Below are 13,324 nucleotides of genomic sequence, written 5' to 3'. Positions count from 1 at the left end.
CGCCGTGGCCGACGCGGTCGGGGCCTCCGGCGGCGTGGCCGCCGTCGAGCCCGTCGCCGTGGAGGCGGTGCTCGTGCCGGCCGCCGGCACCGAGGTCGCCAGCGCCTGTTGGGATGCCGTGAGCTGGGCGCCCAGCTGGGCGCCGATGCCGATCACGGAAACGGAGGCCAACGTGGCCAGGGTTATTGCGCGCAATCTCACCAGTCGAACCTTTCAAAATGGATTTGGCGTGTCGGCAGTCCGGCCGACCGGGCGTCGCGCACGACCTCGTCCGTCCAGCGCCGGGGACCGCAGATGTAGACATCCGCTTCCCGGAGCTGCGGAACCAGGGTGGCGAGTGTGATCTGTGCTCGCACGGCGTCCGCCGGCAGCCAGCTGTTCACGCCGGGCGAACGCTTCCCGGCGATGATGCGCAGTTCGGCGCCCCTGACCCGGCACAGGTCGGCCAGTTCGTCGACGAGGTAGGTGTCGTCGGCCGTGCCCCCGCGGAGGATCACGGTGGCCTGGCCTGGCGCGAAGGTCGCCGTTTCGAGCAGCGACCTGATCGGGGCCACCCCGATGCCGGCGGCGATCAGCACGATTCGGGGTGATGTGCGGGCGACGTCGGTGAACAGCCCGTATGGTCCCTCGAAGCTGACCCTGGTGCCCTTGGGCAGCGCCGACAGCGCCGTGGACGCGTCGCCGAGGCCGCGCACGGTGATCCGCAGCGCGCTGCCGGTCGGTGCGGCCGACAGCGAGAACGGATGCGCCTGCCACCACAGCTTCGGCGTCCAAAACCTCCAGATGAAGAACTGGCCGGAGCGGGCCCCCAGCCGGCCCAGCCGGCGGCCGGACAACCTGATCGAGACGACGTCGCGGGCGACGGGGTCGACGCCTTCCACGACGAGCCCGGAGCGCAGGGAGCGCACGATCGGAACGACGAACCGGAAGAGCACGACCCCGCCGGCCACTCCGAGGTAGAGGGCGAGCCAGTAGTAGCGCTGCACCGAGCCCTCGCGAAAGAGGGTTCCCACGCTCAGCTGGTGAGGGATCGCCACGAGCACGGCCAGGTAGGAGAGCAGGTGCACCAGGTGCCACGCCTCATAGCGGAAGCGACGACGCACCACCACGAGGGAGGTCACCACGACCGTCACGAGCAGCCCGAGGCCCACGAACGCGAGCGGCAGGTCGGGGAGGGTCGTGAGCATGATCCACACCTCCGCGAACACGGACGCGGGCTGCACCATCGCGTATCCGATGGTGAGGAGCACGCCGTGGCCGAGGATCAGGTAGAGCGCGGGCTTGCCCAGCGACTGGTGCAGCGCCATTGCGCTGTCGTGCCCGAAGGCCCGGTCTATCGGGGGGAGCCTCGCCGCCAGCAGCATCATCAGAAGCAGAAGATCGGTCCCGACGAGGCCGGTCACCACACCGAGGGAGGTGATGGCGTCGGCCGGCGTGCCGAAGCGGGCTGCTCCGCCGTCGCCGAGGAAGATCGCGATCACGAGGGCGACCGAGACCACCGCGATGATCTGCAGGCCGTCGGCCAGGCGCATCCGCCGGTGGTAGTCCGGGTGGATTCGCGGCACCGCGGTGTGGCGCCGGGTGCGCTGGGCGGGACGGGTGACGAGGCTCATGATTGGAGCATCCCGGGCGAATCAGTTGAATCCCTATCGAGAAACTGAGAACAGACTGTGCGCCTCCAATGCGTCCTGCGCGAGCTCTCAGGAACGCTCCCGGGTTCGCGCGAGGAGCACGGTCAGGATGGCGATCACAACCGTTCGTGCAGGGTTTCCGGTTTTCCGGGCCCGGCCGCTAGATCTTCTCGATCGGCGCGACCTTGATCAGGAGCTTCCTCGCGCCCGCGGTGTCGAACTGCACGTGCGCGATCCGTTTTGTGCCGTCGCCGGTGACCTGGTTGACCCGGCCGTCACCGAAGTCCACGTGACGGATGCGATCCCCCGCCGCCAGGGTGAGGTCACCGTTGTCTCGCACCTCCGACACGCGGTTCGTCCACTCCGTCTTCGGCTTGGGCGCGGGCGGCAGCGCCCGCGGTTCGCCGCGCCCCGCGAACCCGCCGCCGAAACCGTCCCTGCGCGCGTTGAGCGCGCGCGGCTGCGTGCCGCCACGGGAGTTCGCCATGCCGGGCGACTGCTTCCAGTCGATCAGGCCGACCGGGATCTCCTGCAGGTAGCGGCTGGGCATCGCCACGTTGATGTCGCCGAACTGCGCCCGGGTCATCGCCAGGGACAGATACAAGCGCTGGCGGGCCCGGGTGATCCCGACGTAGAACAGCCGGCGTTCCTCGGCCGGCCCGCCGGGCTCGTGGGCCGACATCTGGTGCGGCAGCAGACCCTCCTCGACACCGGTGAGGAAAACCGCCTCGTACTCGAGCCCCTTGGCCGTGTGCAGGGTCATCAGCGACACCGTGCCGGAGGCGTCGTCGAGGTCGTCGGCCGCGGCGACGAGGGACACCTGGGTGAGGAAGTCGACGAGCCCCGAGTCGGGGTTCTCCTTGTTGAAGTCCTTCGTCTGGGCGACGAGTTCCTCGATGTTCTCTGCGCGCGCCTCGTCCTGCGGGTCGCGGCTGTTTCGAAGCAGGGTGAGCAGCCCGCTGCCATCGAGCAGGAAGGTCAGCAGCTCGGACACGTTCGCCTGCCCGGCCGGGTTGGCCGGGTCTATCGACAGAGCCGCCTCATCGAGCAGGGTCGCGAGCGTCAGGATCGCGCCGGTCACCTTCGGGCCCAGGCCGAGCGACGCGCTGTCGCGCATGGCCTGCCGGAAGCTGATCTGGTTGGCGTCGGCGAAACTGGCCAGCCCGGTCTCGGTGGCCGGCCCGATCCCGCGTTTCGGGGTGTTCAGGATGCGACGCAGGGCCAGCTCATCGTTCGGGTTGGCGACGGCGATCAGGTAGGCCAGCGCATCCTTGATCTCGGCCCGCTCGTAGAATTTCGTGCCGCCGACCACCCGGTACGGCACGGCGGAGCGCACGAGGATTTCTTCCAGCGCGCGGGTCTGCGCGTTGGTGCGGTAGAACACGGCCATGTCGCGGTAGGCCATGCCTGCCGAGTGCAGCACCTCGATCTCGTCGGCCACGAACTGGGCCTCGTCATGGCCGGAGTAGGCCGTGAATCCGACGATCTTCTCGCCGTCGCCGCCCGCGCTCCACAGTTTCTTGTCTGTGCGGTCGAAGTTGTGCCCGATCACCGCATTGGCGGCGGAGAGGATGTTCTGGGTGGACCGGTAGTTCTGCTCGAGCAGGATCACCCTGGTGCCGGGGAAGTCCCGCTCGAATTCGGTGATGTTGCGCGTGTCGGCGCCGCGGAAGGCGTAGATCGACTGGTCTGAGTCGCCCACCACGGTGAGCGACGCGCCGGGGATGCCGCCGGTGGCGTCGCGCAGGTTACGCACGTGCACGCCGGTGGCCTCCATCTCGTCGGCCAGTTCGGGTTCGACGGGCCGGGTGAGCTCCCGCACGAGCGAGTACTGGGCGTGGTTGGTGTCCTGGTATTCGTCGACGAGGATGTGCCGGAACCGGCGCCGGTAGAGGGCGGCGACCCTGGGGAAGGCCCGGAACAGGTAGACCGTCTCGCCGATCAGGTCGTCGAAGTCGAGGGCGTTGGCGGCGCGGAGGCGCTGGGTGTACTGCCGGAAGATCTCGACGAACATGACCTCCTGCGGGTCGCTCATGTTCGCGTTGCGGGAGTAGGAGTCCACGTCGGCGAGCTCGTTCTTGAGCTTGGAGATCTTCGCGGACGCGTTGCCGGGGGTGAACCCGAGGGTGTCGGCGTCGAGCGACTTGATGATGCGCTTGAGGGTGACCTTGGTGTCGGCGGAGTCGTAGATGCTGAAGCTGGCGGAGAGGCCGGCGTTCTCCGCCTCGCGGCGCAGGATCCGCACGCAGGAGGAGTGGAAGGTGGAGATCCACATTCCGTCCGCGCCCTGGCCGAGGATGGCCTTGACCCGGTCGCGCATCTCGGCGGCGGCCTTGTTGGTGAAAGTGATCGCGAGGATCTGGCTGGGCCACGCCTCGCGGGCCTCCAGCAGGCTCGCGATGCGCCGGGTGAGCACACTGGTCTTGCCGGAGCCTGCCCCGGCGATGATGAGCAGGGCTGGGCCGCGGTACTCGACGGCCTCGCGCTGCTGGGGATTCAGTCCCTCGAGCAGCGGGCTCTGGTAGCCGCCGGCGTGCCCGTCGGGGCGTTCGCCGTCGACGATGATGGGCCCTCCTGGCGGGGCCTGGCGGGCGGGCGTGTTGTCCGGGTCGAAAAGCGTTGTCATCTCGCTGACAATCCTAGGCGTTGCGTCTGACACCCGGTCTTGACGGGTGAGGGGCCCGGTCAGCCCGCTGCGGCCAGCTCGTCCCGCACGGTGACCGCGAGGTCGGGGTGGTCGGTGAAGACCCCGTCGATGCCGGTGCCCATGATCGTGCGGAACTCCGACTGCCAGTCGCCGAAGTCGGCCCGGAACCGGCCGCGCCGGAAGGTCTTGGCGAGGAACCGGTTCTCGGGGCGGAGGGTCCAGCAGTAGATCTCCAGGCCGGCGGCGTGCGCGGCGTCGACCAGGTCGGATGCCCCGGAGACGTGACCGTCGGCATCCGTTTCGAGGATGAGCGATTTCGGCACGCTGATGCCGTCGACCTTGCCGCTCAGCGCGTAGAGGCCCTGATCGGTGAGGAAATCGGCGTAGTGCGGGGCCTTCGCGCCGAGGAGCGCGACCTCGTCGAACGGCTTGCCGCGGGCCTCGAGCAGGAAGATCCGATTGCCGTAAATGCCGCGGGCGTAGACCTTGTCGAGCAGGCTCTGTTCGAAGCTTTCAATGGTGAGGCGGCCGTCTCCGGCGTTCCATCCCGCCGCGTTGACCTCGGCGGCGAACAACTCGTCGAGAGGCAGGCCGATCGACTCGAAGTAGGAGGCGTGCTTGATCTCGGCGACGACACCGATGGAGCGCCTGGCCCGACCGGCGACCCGGTCGATGAGCTTGAAGACGTCCCGCAGCCGCAGCAGGGGGAACCTGTCGTCGAAGGTGGCGCTGGACTTGCGCAACTCGGGCAGGCGCTCCCTGGCGCGCAGGGTGCGCAGTTCCGCCCAGGTGAAGTCCTCGGTGAACCAGCCGGTGAGCCGGATGCCGTCGATCACCTTGGTTGTGCGGCGCCCCGCGAACTCGGGATGGTCAGAGACGTCGGTGGTGCCGGATAACTCGTTCTCGTGACGCACGATGAGCACGCCGTCCCGGGTGGCCACGATGTCGGGTTCCACGGCGTCGGCCCCGAGGGCGACCGCCAGCTCGTAGGCGGCACGTGTGTGCTCCGGTCGGTACCCGCTCGCTCCGCGGTGGCCGATCACAATGGGGTGCATGTGCCCAGAGTACGCGCGCAACTGCCAGACTCGAGGCGATGACACCCTGGATCGCACCTGCCGCGCGGCCGACCGCGTGGGGCAACCCGCGTGCCCGATACCTCGCGGGTCTGTCCCTGATCATGCTCGGCGTCGCCGCGACCAGTTTCACCAGCACCTACAGCATGTTCTTCCTGCTGATCGGGCCTTCGCTTCACCTGCTCGGCTGGCTGTTGCTGCCGGGAGCGCTCTGGCGCCGCCTCGTCGTGCTGCTGCCCTGCCTCCTGGCCGGCCTCACCCTGCTCGGCGGGACCGACTTCGCCGGCGCCTTCGCCGTGCTCCTGGCCGGCTGGCTGCTCGTGCGGCACCGTTCGCTGCCGAGCTACCTCGTCCTGCTGCTCCCGATCGGCGTGAGCTTCCTGATCAAGGCGTTCCTGCACGGCTACGCGCAGAACTGGGTCGGCGACCTGGTCGGAACGGTCACCGTGATCGCATCCGCCTGGCTGGCCTGGTGGCTGGCCGGCTGGCCGGGCGGCCGGAGGTCCGGAGCGGGCACCGGCGCGGGTCCCGACCACGTCGTTGTTCCGGCACTCGAGGCCGGTCAGGTCGCAGAAATAACTCGGCAGATACCCAGCAGATCTGAATAGACTTTCCCCAGACACCAGCACCATTCGGCGCTGGCCGCAACCTCAGTCGATTGTGAGTCACGAAAACCATGGCATCCTCCAACCCCGCATTCTCTCGAAACGCCGCTTTCGGCGCTCCTGGCGCCGTTGCAGCGGGCAAGGTGCTCTCCGACAACGATCTGCAGGGCATGTTCAACGCCCCGTCCGCCGGCGCGCAGGACACCGACCGGATGACCTACGACGACACCATCCGCAAGACGGTGCTCAGCTTCGTGATCCTGCTCGCCACGGCGGCCCTAGGCTGGGTCATCACCCCGGTGACGATGATCCCACTCATCCTCGGCGCGATCGTCGGCCTGGTTCTCGGACTGGTCAACGCCTTCAAGAAGGAGCCGTCCCCGCCCCTGATCCTCGCCTATGCGGCGGCCGAGGGCCTCTTCGTCGGTGGCATCTCGATCGTCTTCGAGATGATCTACCCGGGCGTCGTCACCCAGGCCGTGCTGGCCACGCTCGTCGTCGTCGGTGTCACGCTGGCCCTCTTCGCCAACGGCAAGATCCGCGCCTCCAAGAAGGCCACCAAGGTCTTCATGATCGCGATGATCGGCTACGCGGCTTTCTCGCTCGTCAACTTCGGTCTGATGGCCTTCGGCGTGAACGACAACGCGTTCGGCCTCCGCAGCGCCGAGTTCATGGGCATCCCGCTCGGCCTCATCATCGGCGTGCTCGCCGTGATCATGGCCGCGTACTCGCTGGTGCTCGACTTCGACTTCATCCAGCGCGGCGTGAACAACCGCGCACCGCGCAAGTACGGCTGGACCGGAGCCTTCGGCATCATGGTCACCGTCGTCTGGCTGTATGTGGAGTTGCTGCGCATCTTCGCGATCGCCCGCGACTAGACGCCACGCGGTGAGGAAGGGCCGCCCCTCGGGGCGGCCCTTCCTGCATCCGGGCGCTCGCCCCGCGCCGCAGAGGCGGAGTTTTTCGCGACTCGCCGCATCCGCCGCCTCGGCATCCGGCGAGTCCCGGGTTTCTCCATCTCGAAGCGCCGAGCGGCGCGGTCGGCAAAGCGGCGCGTCGCACGAATCTGGCGGATGCCTCCTTCCGAAGCCGCCGGGCTCGACCTGCCCGCGCATCCGGGGCAGACTCCACGATGAGAGCACCAGCGAACGAGGAGGCACACCCGTGGTAAAGGAACAGGATTTCGTCATCGTGGGGGCATCGCTCGCCGGCGCGTCGGCCGCGAAGACCCTCCGCGAAGAGGGCTTCGCCGGCAGCATCCGACTGCTCGGGGCCGAACCCCACCATCCGTACATCCGTCCCCCGTTGTCCAAGGAGTTCCTCGCCGGCACGGCCGACCGCGGCACGGTCTTCGTCGAGTCGGACGACTGGTACGCCGCGAACCAGGTCGAGTTCCGGCCGTCCACCCGCGCGGTCGGCCTCGACCCGCGCGGGCACCGCCTCACCCTCGAGAGCGGCGAGACGCTCGCCTGGGACCGGCTGCTGCTGGCCACCGGGTCGTCCCCGCGCCGGCTCGCGATTCCGGGCGCCGACCTGGGCGGGGTGCACTACCTGCGCACCCTCGACGACTCGGAATCCCTTCGCGGCCTGCTCGCCGGCGGAGGCAGGCGGCTCGTCCTGATCGGCTCCGGCTGGATCGGCATGGAGGTCGCCGCGACCGCGCGCGCACTGGGCAATGAGGTCGTCATCCTCGAACGCGACCCGATCCCGCTCGCGAACGCGCTCGGCGACGAACTCGGACAGATGTTCGCCGACCTGCACCGTGAGCACGGGGTGAGCCTGCGCACCTCCGTCGTCGTGGAGAGCATCGCGGGCGCCGAGGGCCGGCTGACCGGGGTGGTACTGGCCGGCGGCGAGGTGGTGCCGGCTGACCTGGTCCTGGTCGGTGTCGGCGCCATCCCGAACGTCGGCCTGGCCGAGGCCGCGGGGCTGGAGGTCGACAACGGGATCGTGGTGAACGAGAGCCTGCAGACGAGCCACCCCGACGTCTTCGCGGCCGGTGACGTGGCCAGCGCGTACCACCCGGCGGCACGGATGCGGCTGCGCAGCGAACACTGGGCGAACGCCCTGCACGGCGGGCCCGCGGCGGCGCGCGCCATGCTCGGGCAGGCCGTGTCGTTCGACGCCATCCCCTACTTCTACACCGACCAGTTCGACCTGGGGATGGAGTATTCGGGCTTCGGGCCGCTCACCCGCGGGGCGGACCTCGTCTTCCGCGGCAACCGCGGCAGCCGGGAGTTCATCGCGTTCTGGCTGGCCGCCGGCACCGTGGTCGCCGGGATGAACGTGAACGTGTGGGACGTGAACGACGCGGTGCAGTCCCTCATCCGCCGCGGCGCCCCGGTCGACCCGGGCCGCCTGGCCGACGAATCAATCCCCCTGGACGCCGTCTGAGCCGACTCCCCGCCTGAGCTCTACTCCCACTCGATCGTCCCCGGCGGCTTCGACGTGACGTCGAGCACGACCCGGTTGACCCCGTCGACCTCGTTCGTGATCCGGTTGGAGATCTTCGCCAGCAGGTCGTAGGGCAGGCGGGTCCAGTCTGCGGTCATCGCGTCCTCGGAGGACACCGGGCGCAGCACGATCGGGTGGCCGTAGGTGCGGCCGTCACCCTGCACGCCCACCGAGCGCACGTCGGCGAGGAGCACGACGGGGCACTGCCAGATCTCACGGTCGAGGCCGGCGGCCGTCAGTTCGGCGCGCACGATCGCATCCGCGTGGCGGAGCAGGTCAAGCCGGTCCTGCGTGATCGAACCCACGATGCGGATGCCCAGGCCGGGTCCGGGGAACGGCTGGCGCTGCACGATCTCGGCCGGCAGCCCCAGCTCGGCGCCGATCGCCCGCACCTCGTCCTTGAACAGGGTGCGGAGCGGCTCGATCAGTTCGAACTGGAGGTCGTCGGGCAGTCCGCCCACGTTGTGGTGGCTCTTGATGTTGGCGGTGCCGCTCCCGCCGCCGGACTCGACGACATCGGGGTACAGGGTTCCCTGCACGAGGAAGCGGATCGGGTCGCCGTCGATCGCGGCGGCCTCCGTGATCAGCTCGGCCTGGGCCTGCTCGAAGGTGCGGATGAATTCGCGGCCGATGATCTTGCGTTTCGTCTCCGGGTCGCTCACGCCCTCGAGTGCGGTCAGGAACTGCTCCCGCACGTCGACGGTCACGAGACGCACGCCGGTGGCCAACACGAAGTCCTCCTCGACCTGGCGGCGCTCGTCCTGCCGGAGCAGGCCGTGGTCCACGAAGACGCAGACGAGCTGGTCGCCGATGGCCTTGTGCACGAGGGCCGCGGCCACCGCGGAGTCCACTCCGCCGGAGAGCCCGCAGATGACCTTGCCGGTGCCGACCTGGGCGCGGATGCGCGCCACCTGCTCGGCGATGACGTTGCCGCTGTTCCAGTCGGCGGGAATGCCGGCGGCGCGGTGCAGGAAGTTCTCGAGCACGTTCTGGCCGAATTCGGAGTGCCTGACCTCGGGGTGCCACTGCACTCCGTACAGCCGGCGCGTATCGTTCGCGAACGCGGCGACCGGGGTCGACGCGGTCGACGCGAGCACGCTGAAGCCGGCCGGGGCCTCCGACACCGAATCGCCGTGGCTCATCCACACGGTCTGGTCGGTGGGCTGGTCGGCGAGGAGCGCGTTGCCCGCGGCCGAGACGGTGACCGGGGTGGAGCCGTATTCGCGGGCGCCGGTGTGGGCGACGGTGCCGCCGAGGGCGGTCGCCATCACCTGGAAGCCGTAGCAGATGCCGAGCACGGGGATGCCGAGGTCGAAGATGGCCGGGTCGAAGGCGGGGGCTCCGTCGGCGTAGACGCTGGACGGCCCGCCGCTGAGCACGATGCCGAGCGGGTTCAACGCCTGGACCTCGGCCGCGGTGATCGTGTGCGCCACGATCTCGGAGTAGACGGATGCCTCGCGCACCCGCCGGGCGATCAGCTGCGCGTACTGCGCTCCGAAGTCGACCACGAGCACGGGGCGGGCGCCGGTCTGGGCGGCCACGGCGCTCATGAACGCGCCTCGGCGGTCGCGGCGGAAACGTCGACGTCACGGCCGGCCAGGAACGCCGTGACCTCGCGCGCAACGCGCACCTCGAGGAAGAACGACAGGGTGGGGATGATGCCGCCGAGAGCGATCAGCAGGAAGCGCGGGAACGACCAGCGCATCAGGCTCCACAGCCGGAAGTCGGCGAACAGGTAGAGCACGTAGAACCAGCCGTGCACGATCAGGATCGCGGTGCTCAGGTTGAACGCGGTCACCGTGTCGCGGGCGACCAGGGCGAGCAGACCGCCCGGGCCGCCCACCTCGAGTTCGTACTGGAAGACGAATTTGAGGATGACCTCGACGCAGAGCAGCAGCAGGAAGACGCCGGTGATGACCGACGAGATCTTGTAGAGCCGGAGCGCACCGGGGATGCTGGGGATGTCGGCGGGCTTGGGTTCAAGTGGCATGCGGCAATTCTATCGGGCCTCCGCGGCGTCGATGGCTGCCTGCTCCTCCTCGCGCTCCCAGGCGTCCCGCGCAAGGCGGTACCAGAGGAACACGGCGAAGCCGGCGAAGACCGCCCATTCGAGGGCATAGAAGATGTTGAGCCAGTTCAGCGCCGCGTCGGATCCCGGCTCGGGCGAGTCGATCACGAGCAGGCCGGTGGGGCTGGTCCCGTCGACGATGTAGCCCGCGTAGACGGACTGGTCGGTGAAGCCCGTCCACAGGTTGATCAGCGCCGCCGTCGACACCGTCGTCTGGGTGTGCGGGTCGCGTCCGCCGGACGGAACCGCGGGGGCCTCGGACGGGACGAATCGCCCGGTGAGGGAGAGCGACTGCCCCGCGGGAAGGCCGGCCAGCGCGTCGATCACCTTGTCGGCCGCGGCCCGGTCGGCGGCCCAGCCTCGGGCGACCGCGATGTTCGCGGCATCCGTCGTGACGAACCGGCTGACCACCCAGAAGCCGCTGGCGCCCGCGTTGAGACGATCGCTGATCAGCTGTTCGTCGCCCGGCACGAAGGAACCGTCGGCCGTCACCATCTGCCCGGTCGCCGCCTCGCGCGGCGGACCATCGGGGTCAACGGCCTCGTCGAGGGGGCGCACGATCTCCGTGCTCCGTTCGATGACCTGACCGGAGACGATGGCGCGCTCCAACTGCCACCGGCCGAGCAGGGCGAAGGCCGCGGCCACGGCGAGGGCGAACAGCAGGGCGAGGATCCACCGCGGCCTGAGCATCATTCTGATCACGAGTAGTCTCCTGTGCCGTTGTCGCGGGGCGGCTTCGCGGCGGGGCCGGCCTCGTTGTTGAAGTGTTCGCTGACGAAGTCGGCCATCGAGTCGCTGCCGGCGGTCGTCGTCTCCGCGCCGGCGCGCTCGGTCACCCGCTTCACGGCGTGGTCGGTGTCGTCGGTGCGCTTGCCGCTGTCTCTCGTGACCGCCTCGACCAGGGCGATCTCCTCGTCGAGCATCGGGTTGCGGGCGGGCCTCGCGGCCGGCTTCGCCCGGCGAAGGCGACGCCCGGCGGCCGCGCCGATCTTCTCGGAGTTCGCGGTGAACAGCGGGCCGAGGATCGCCATCGTGAGCACGTAGAGACCGGCGAACGGCTGCAGCCGCTGGTCGAGACCAGCGCTTACCGACAGGGTGGCCAGGATCAGGGTGAACTCGCCGCGGTTGACGAAGATAGCCGCGGTGTTGAGGCCCTCCCTGGGGCCCATGCCGTGCAGCCTGGCCAGCAGCATACCCGAGACCAGGCTGAGCACGAACGTCATCGCCACGGCCAGCAGCACGATCGTGATGACCGAGCCGAACTCGGCGACGTTGAGGGCGAGGCCGAAGTTGAGGAAGAAGAAGGCTCCGAACACGTCGCGGAGGGGCACGGCGACGCGCTCGATCCGGCCGCGGTAGGTGCTCGCGCCGAGCACGACCCCGATCAGGAACGCGCCGATCGCATCCGTCACCCCGATGATCTCGCCGACTCCGGCGAACAGCACGGCCAGGCCGAAGAAGAGGATGGTGAAGAGTTCGTCGTCCTTGGTGCGCATCAGCCTGGAGACGACCCGGCCGCCCCAACGGGCGATCGAGAACATGACCACGAGGAAGAGGAACGCGATGCTCAGCTGCAGCACGATCGGCCAGATCTCGGTCTTGCCGCTGAGCACGACCGAGACGATCGCGAGGTAGACCGCGATGAAGATGTCGCCGACCACGGTCACGCCGAGGATCATCGGCGTTTCCTTGTTCGCCAGGCGGCGCAGTTCGATCAGGAGCTTGGTGATGATGGCACTCGAGGAGGTGCCGGTCATCCCGGCGATCACGAGGGCCTCCCTGGTGCCCCAGCCGACCATCAGGCCGAACGCGAAGCCGAGGCCCATGTTTATCAGCACATAGGAGCCGCCGGAGATGAGCAGTTTTCCGGCGTCGCCGAAGAAGGCATCCTGGTCGAACTCGAGGCCGAGGCTGAACAGGAGCAGGATCAGCCCGAAGATGGCGATCAGCTCGATGTCCGCCGAGTGGAAGTTGAGCGGAAACCAGCCGCTGTTCGGGCTGGCGAGCAGGCCGACGATCATGTAGATCGGGATCGACGGGAGCCCGATCAGCTTTCCGGCGCGCCCCAGGAGGTAGGCGACGACGAGCAGGATGCCAAGAGTGATGAGGTCTTCGCCGAGGTTCATCGGCTAGCCCCCGGGCGGTGCGTCGACGGTCTTGGCCTTCACTTCGCCGGTGCGGAAGAAGGCGAATGCCTTCGCGACCTTCTCTGGAGAGCCGGCAACGACGAGCGTGTCCCCGGGGAAGACCCGGAAGTCGTGGGCCGGTGCCGGGTTGGCGGACTCTCCCCGCACAACGGCGACGACAGTGAGGCCGGCGATGCCGCGATCGGCCGGGTTGCCGAGGGCCTGGCCGGCAATGTGGTCCTCGTAGTCGACCGTGAACCAGTCGATGCTGAGCCCGGGGATCTGGTCGAGCGCGGTGAGCGACTCGGTGATCTGCGTGCCGCCGAGAAGCTCGGCGAGGGTGTGGGCCTCGTCCTCGTTGAGCCGCAGGGAGACCTTGGCCGCATCGGGCCCGCCCTCGTCATCGGCGAAGGTGATCAGGTCGCTGTGGCCTGAGCGGTGGGCGATGACACCGACCTTGCCGCCGTCATCCGTAATGAAGGTGTGCAGCACACCGACTCCTGGGAGCTTGACCCGACGAACGTCAACCATGGTGAGGACTCCTGAGGCTTGTGGGCTGTCCGCCTAGTGTACCGGAGCGGGATTGCGCGGTCATCGGATGCCGCCCTCCGCCGTCCGCGCGGGATCAACGCGGGCCGGCCCCGCCCTTGCCCAGCCTTCGCCCGGCCCCGCACGACCCCGCCGGCCCCCGCCGGCCCTCGCCGCGCCGGTTTTCGCAGG

General features: G+C 69.0%; 12 protein-coding genes. 3 read left to right on the top strand and 9 right to left on the bottom strand.

Annotation, left to right across the window (positions count from 1 at the left end):
• From E3T48_RS00820 to E3T48_RS00805, 4 genes are all read right to left on the bottom strand, one after another.
• A partial coding sequence (locus E3T48_RS00820) for a hypothetical protein (protein WP_198417595.1) occupies window positions 1-195 on the bottom strand: 195 nt, incomplete at its 3' end.
• Window positions 196-197: 2 nt separating this feature from the next.
• Window positions 198-1,613, bottom strand: a complete 1,416-nt coding sequence (locus tag E3T48_RS00815; protein ID WP_241986496.1) for a ferredoxin reductase family protein — start codon at window positions 1,611-1,613, stop codon at window positions 198-200.
• Window positions 1,614-1,791: 178 nt separating this feature from the next.
• Window positions 1,792-4,257: an ATP-dependent helicase gene (locus E3T48_RS00810; protein ID WP_134521994.1), complete on the bottom strand. Its 2,466-nt coding sequence runs from the start codon at window positions 4,255-4,257 to the stop codon at window positions 1,792-1,794.
• Between the two features lie 59 nt (window positions 4,258-4,316).
• Window positions 4,317-5,333 carry a glycerophosphodiester phosphodiesterase family protein gene (locus E3T48_RS00805; RefSeq protein ID WP_134521993.1) on the bottom strand — a complete coding sequence of 339 codons (1,017 nt, stop codon included), beginning with the start codon at window positions 5,331-5,333 and terminating at the stop codon, window positions 4,317-4,319.
• 38 nt (window positions 5,334-5,371) lie between these two features.
• Here E3T48_RS00805 and E3T48_RS00800 point away from each other — a divergent pair, with 38 nt between their 5' ends.
• The 3 genes from E3T48_RS00800 (at window position 5,372) to E3T48_RS00790 (ending at window position 8,350) form a co-directional block, all read left to right on the top strand.
• On the top strand, window positions 5,372-5,959 hold the full coding sequence (locus E3T48_RS00800) for a hypothetical protein (protein ID WP_134521992.1): 588 nt from the start codon (window positions 5,372-5,374) through the stop codon (window positions 5,957-5,959).
• A gap of 68 nt (window positions 5,960-6,027) precedes the next feature.
• Window positions 6,028-6,834: a Bax inhibitor-1/YccA family protein gene (locus E3T48_RS00795; RefSeq protein WP_134521991.1), complete on the top strand. Its 807-nt coding sequence runs from the start codon at window positions 6,028-6,030 to the stop codon at window positions 6,832-6,834.
• A gap of 286 nt (window positions 6,835-7,120) precedes the next feature.
• Window positions 7,121-8,350, top strand: a complete 1,230-nt coding sequence (locus E3T48_RS00790; protein ID WP_241986494.1) for an NAD(P)/FAD-dependent oxidoreductase — start codon at window positions 7,121-7,123, stop codon at window positions 8,348-8,350.
• Window positions 8,351-8,370: 20 nt separating this feature from the next.
• Here the strand turns inward: E3T48_RS00790 and guaA are convergent, their stop codons facing one another.
• The 5 genes from guaA to E3T48_RS00765 are packed head-to-tail and all read right to left on the bottom strand — an operon-like array spanning window position 8,371 to window position 13,135.
• Window positions 8,371-9,960, bottom strand: a complete 1,590-nt coding sequence (gene guaA, locus E3T48_RS00785; RefSeq protein WP_134521989.1) for a glutamine-hydrolyzing GMP synthase — start codon at window positions 9,958-9,960, stop codon at window positions 8,371-8,373.
• Window positions 9,957-10,400 carry a DUF3817 domain-containing protein gene (locus E3T48_RS00780; RefSeq protein ID WP_134521988.1) on the bottom strand — a complete coding sequence of 148 codons (444 nt, stop codon included), beginning with the start codon at window positions 10,398-10,400 and terminating at the stop codon, window positions 9,957-9,959. The genes guaA and E3T48_RS00780 overlap by 4 nt, the downstream gene beginning before the upstream one ends.
• A 9-nt stretch (window positions 10,401-10,409) precedes the next feature.
• The gene (locus tag E3T48_RS00775) at window positions 10,410-11,171 is read right to left on the bottom strand and encodes an SURF1 family protein (protein WP_241986498.1); all 762 of its coding nucleotides are present in this window, start codon (window positions 11,169-11,171) and stop codon (window positions 10,410-10,412) included.
• 5 nt (window positions 11,172-11,176) lie between these two features.
• Window positions 11,177-12,604: a cation:proton antiporter gene (locus tag E3T48_RS00770; RefSeq protein WP_134521986.1), complete on the bottom strand. Its 1,428-nt coding sequence runs from the start codon at window positions 12,602-12,604 to the stop codon at window positions 11,177-11,179.
• Window positions 12,605-12,607: 3 nt separating this feature from the next.
• Window positions 12,608-13,135 carry a cation:proton antiporter regulatory subunit gene (locus tag E3T48_RS00765; protein WP_134521985.1) on the bottom strand — a complete coding sequence of 176 codons (528 nt, stop codon included), beginning with the start codon at window positions 13,133-13,135 and terminating at the stop codon, window positions 12,608-12,610.
• Window positions 13,136-13,324 lie beyond the last annotated feature (189 nt).

The sequence above is a fragment of the Cryobacterium fucosi genome (assembly GCF_004403515.1).
In the GTDB taxonomy this organism is placed as follows: Bacteria; Actinomycetota; Actinomycetes; order Actinomycetales; family Microbacteriaceae; genus Cryobacterium; species Cryobacterium fucosi.
This window is presented reverse-complemented; position numbering and strand designations above follow the sequence as displayed.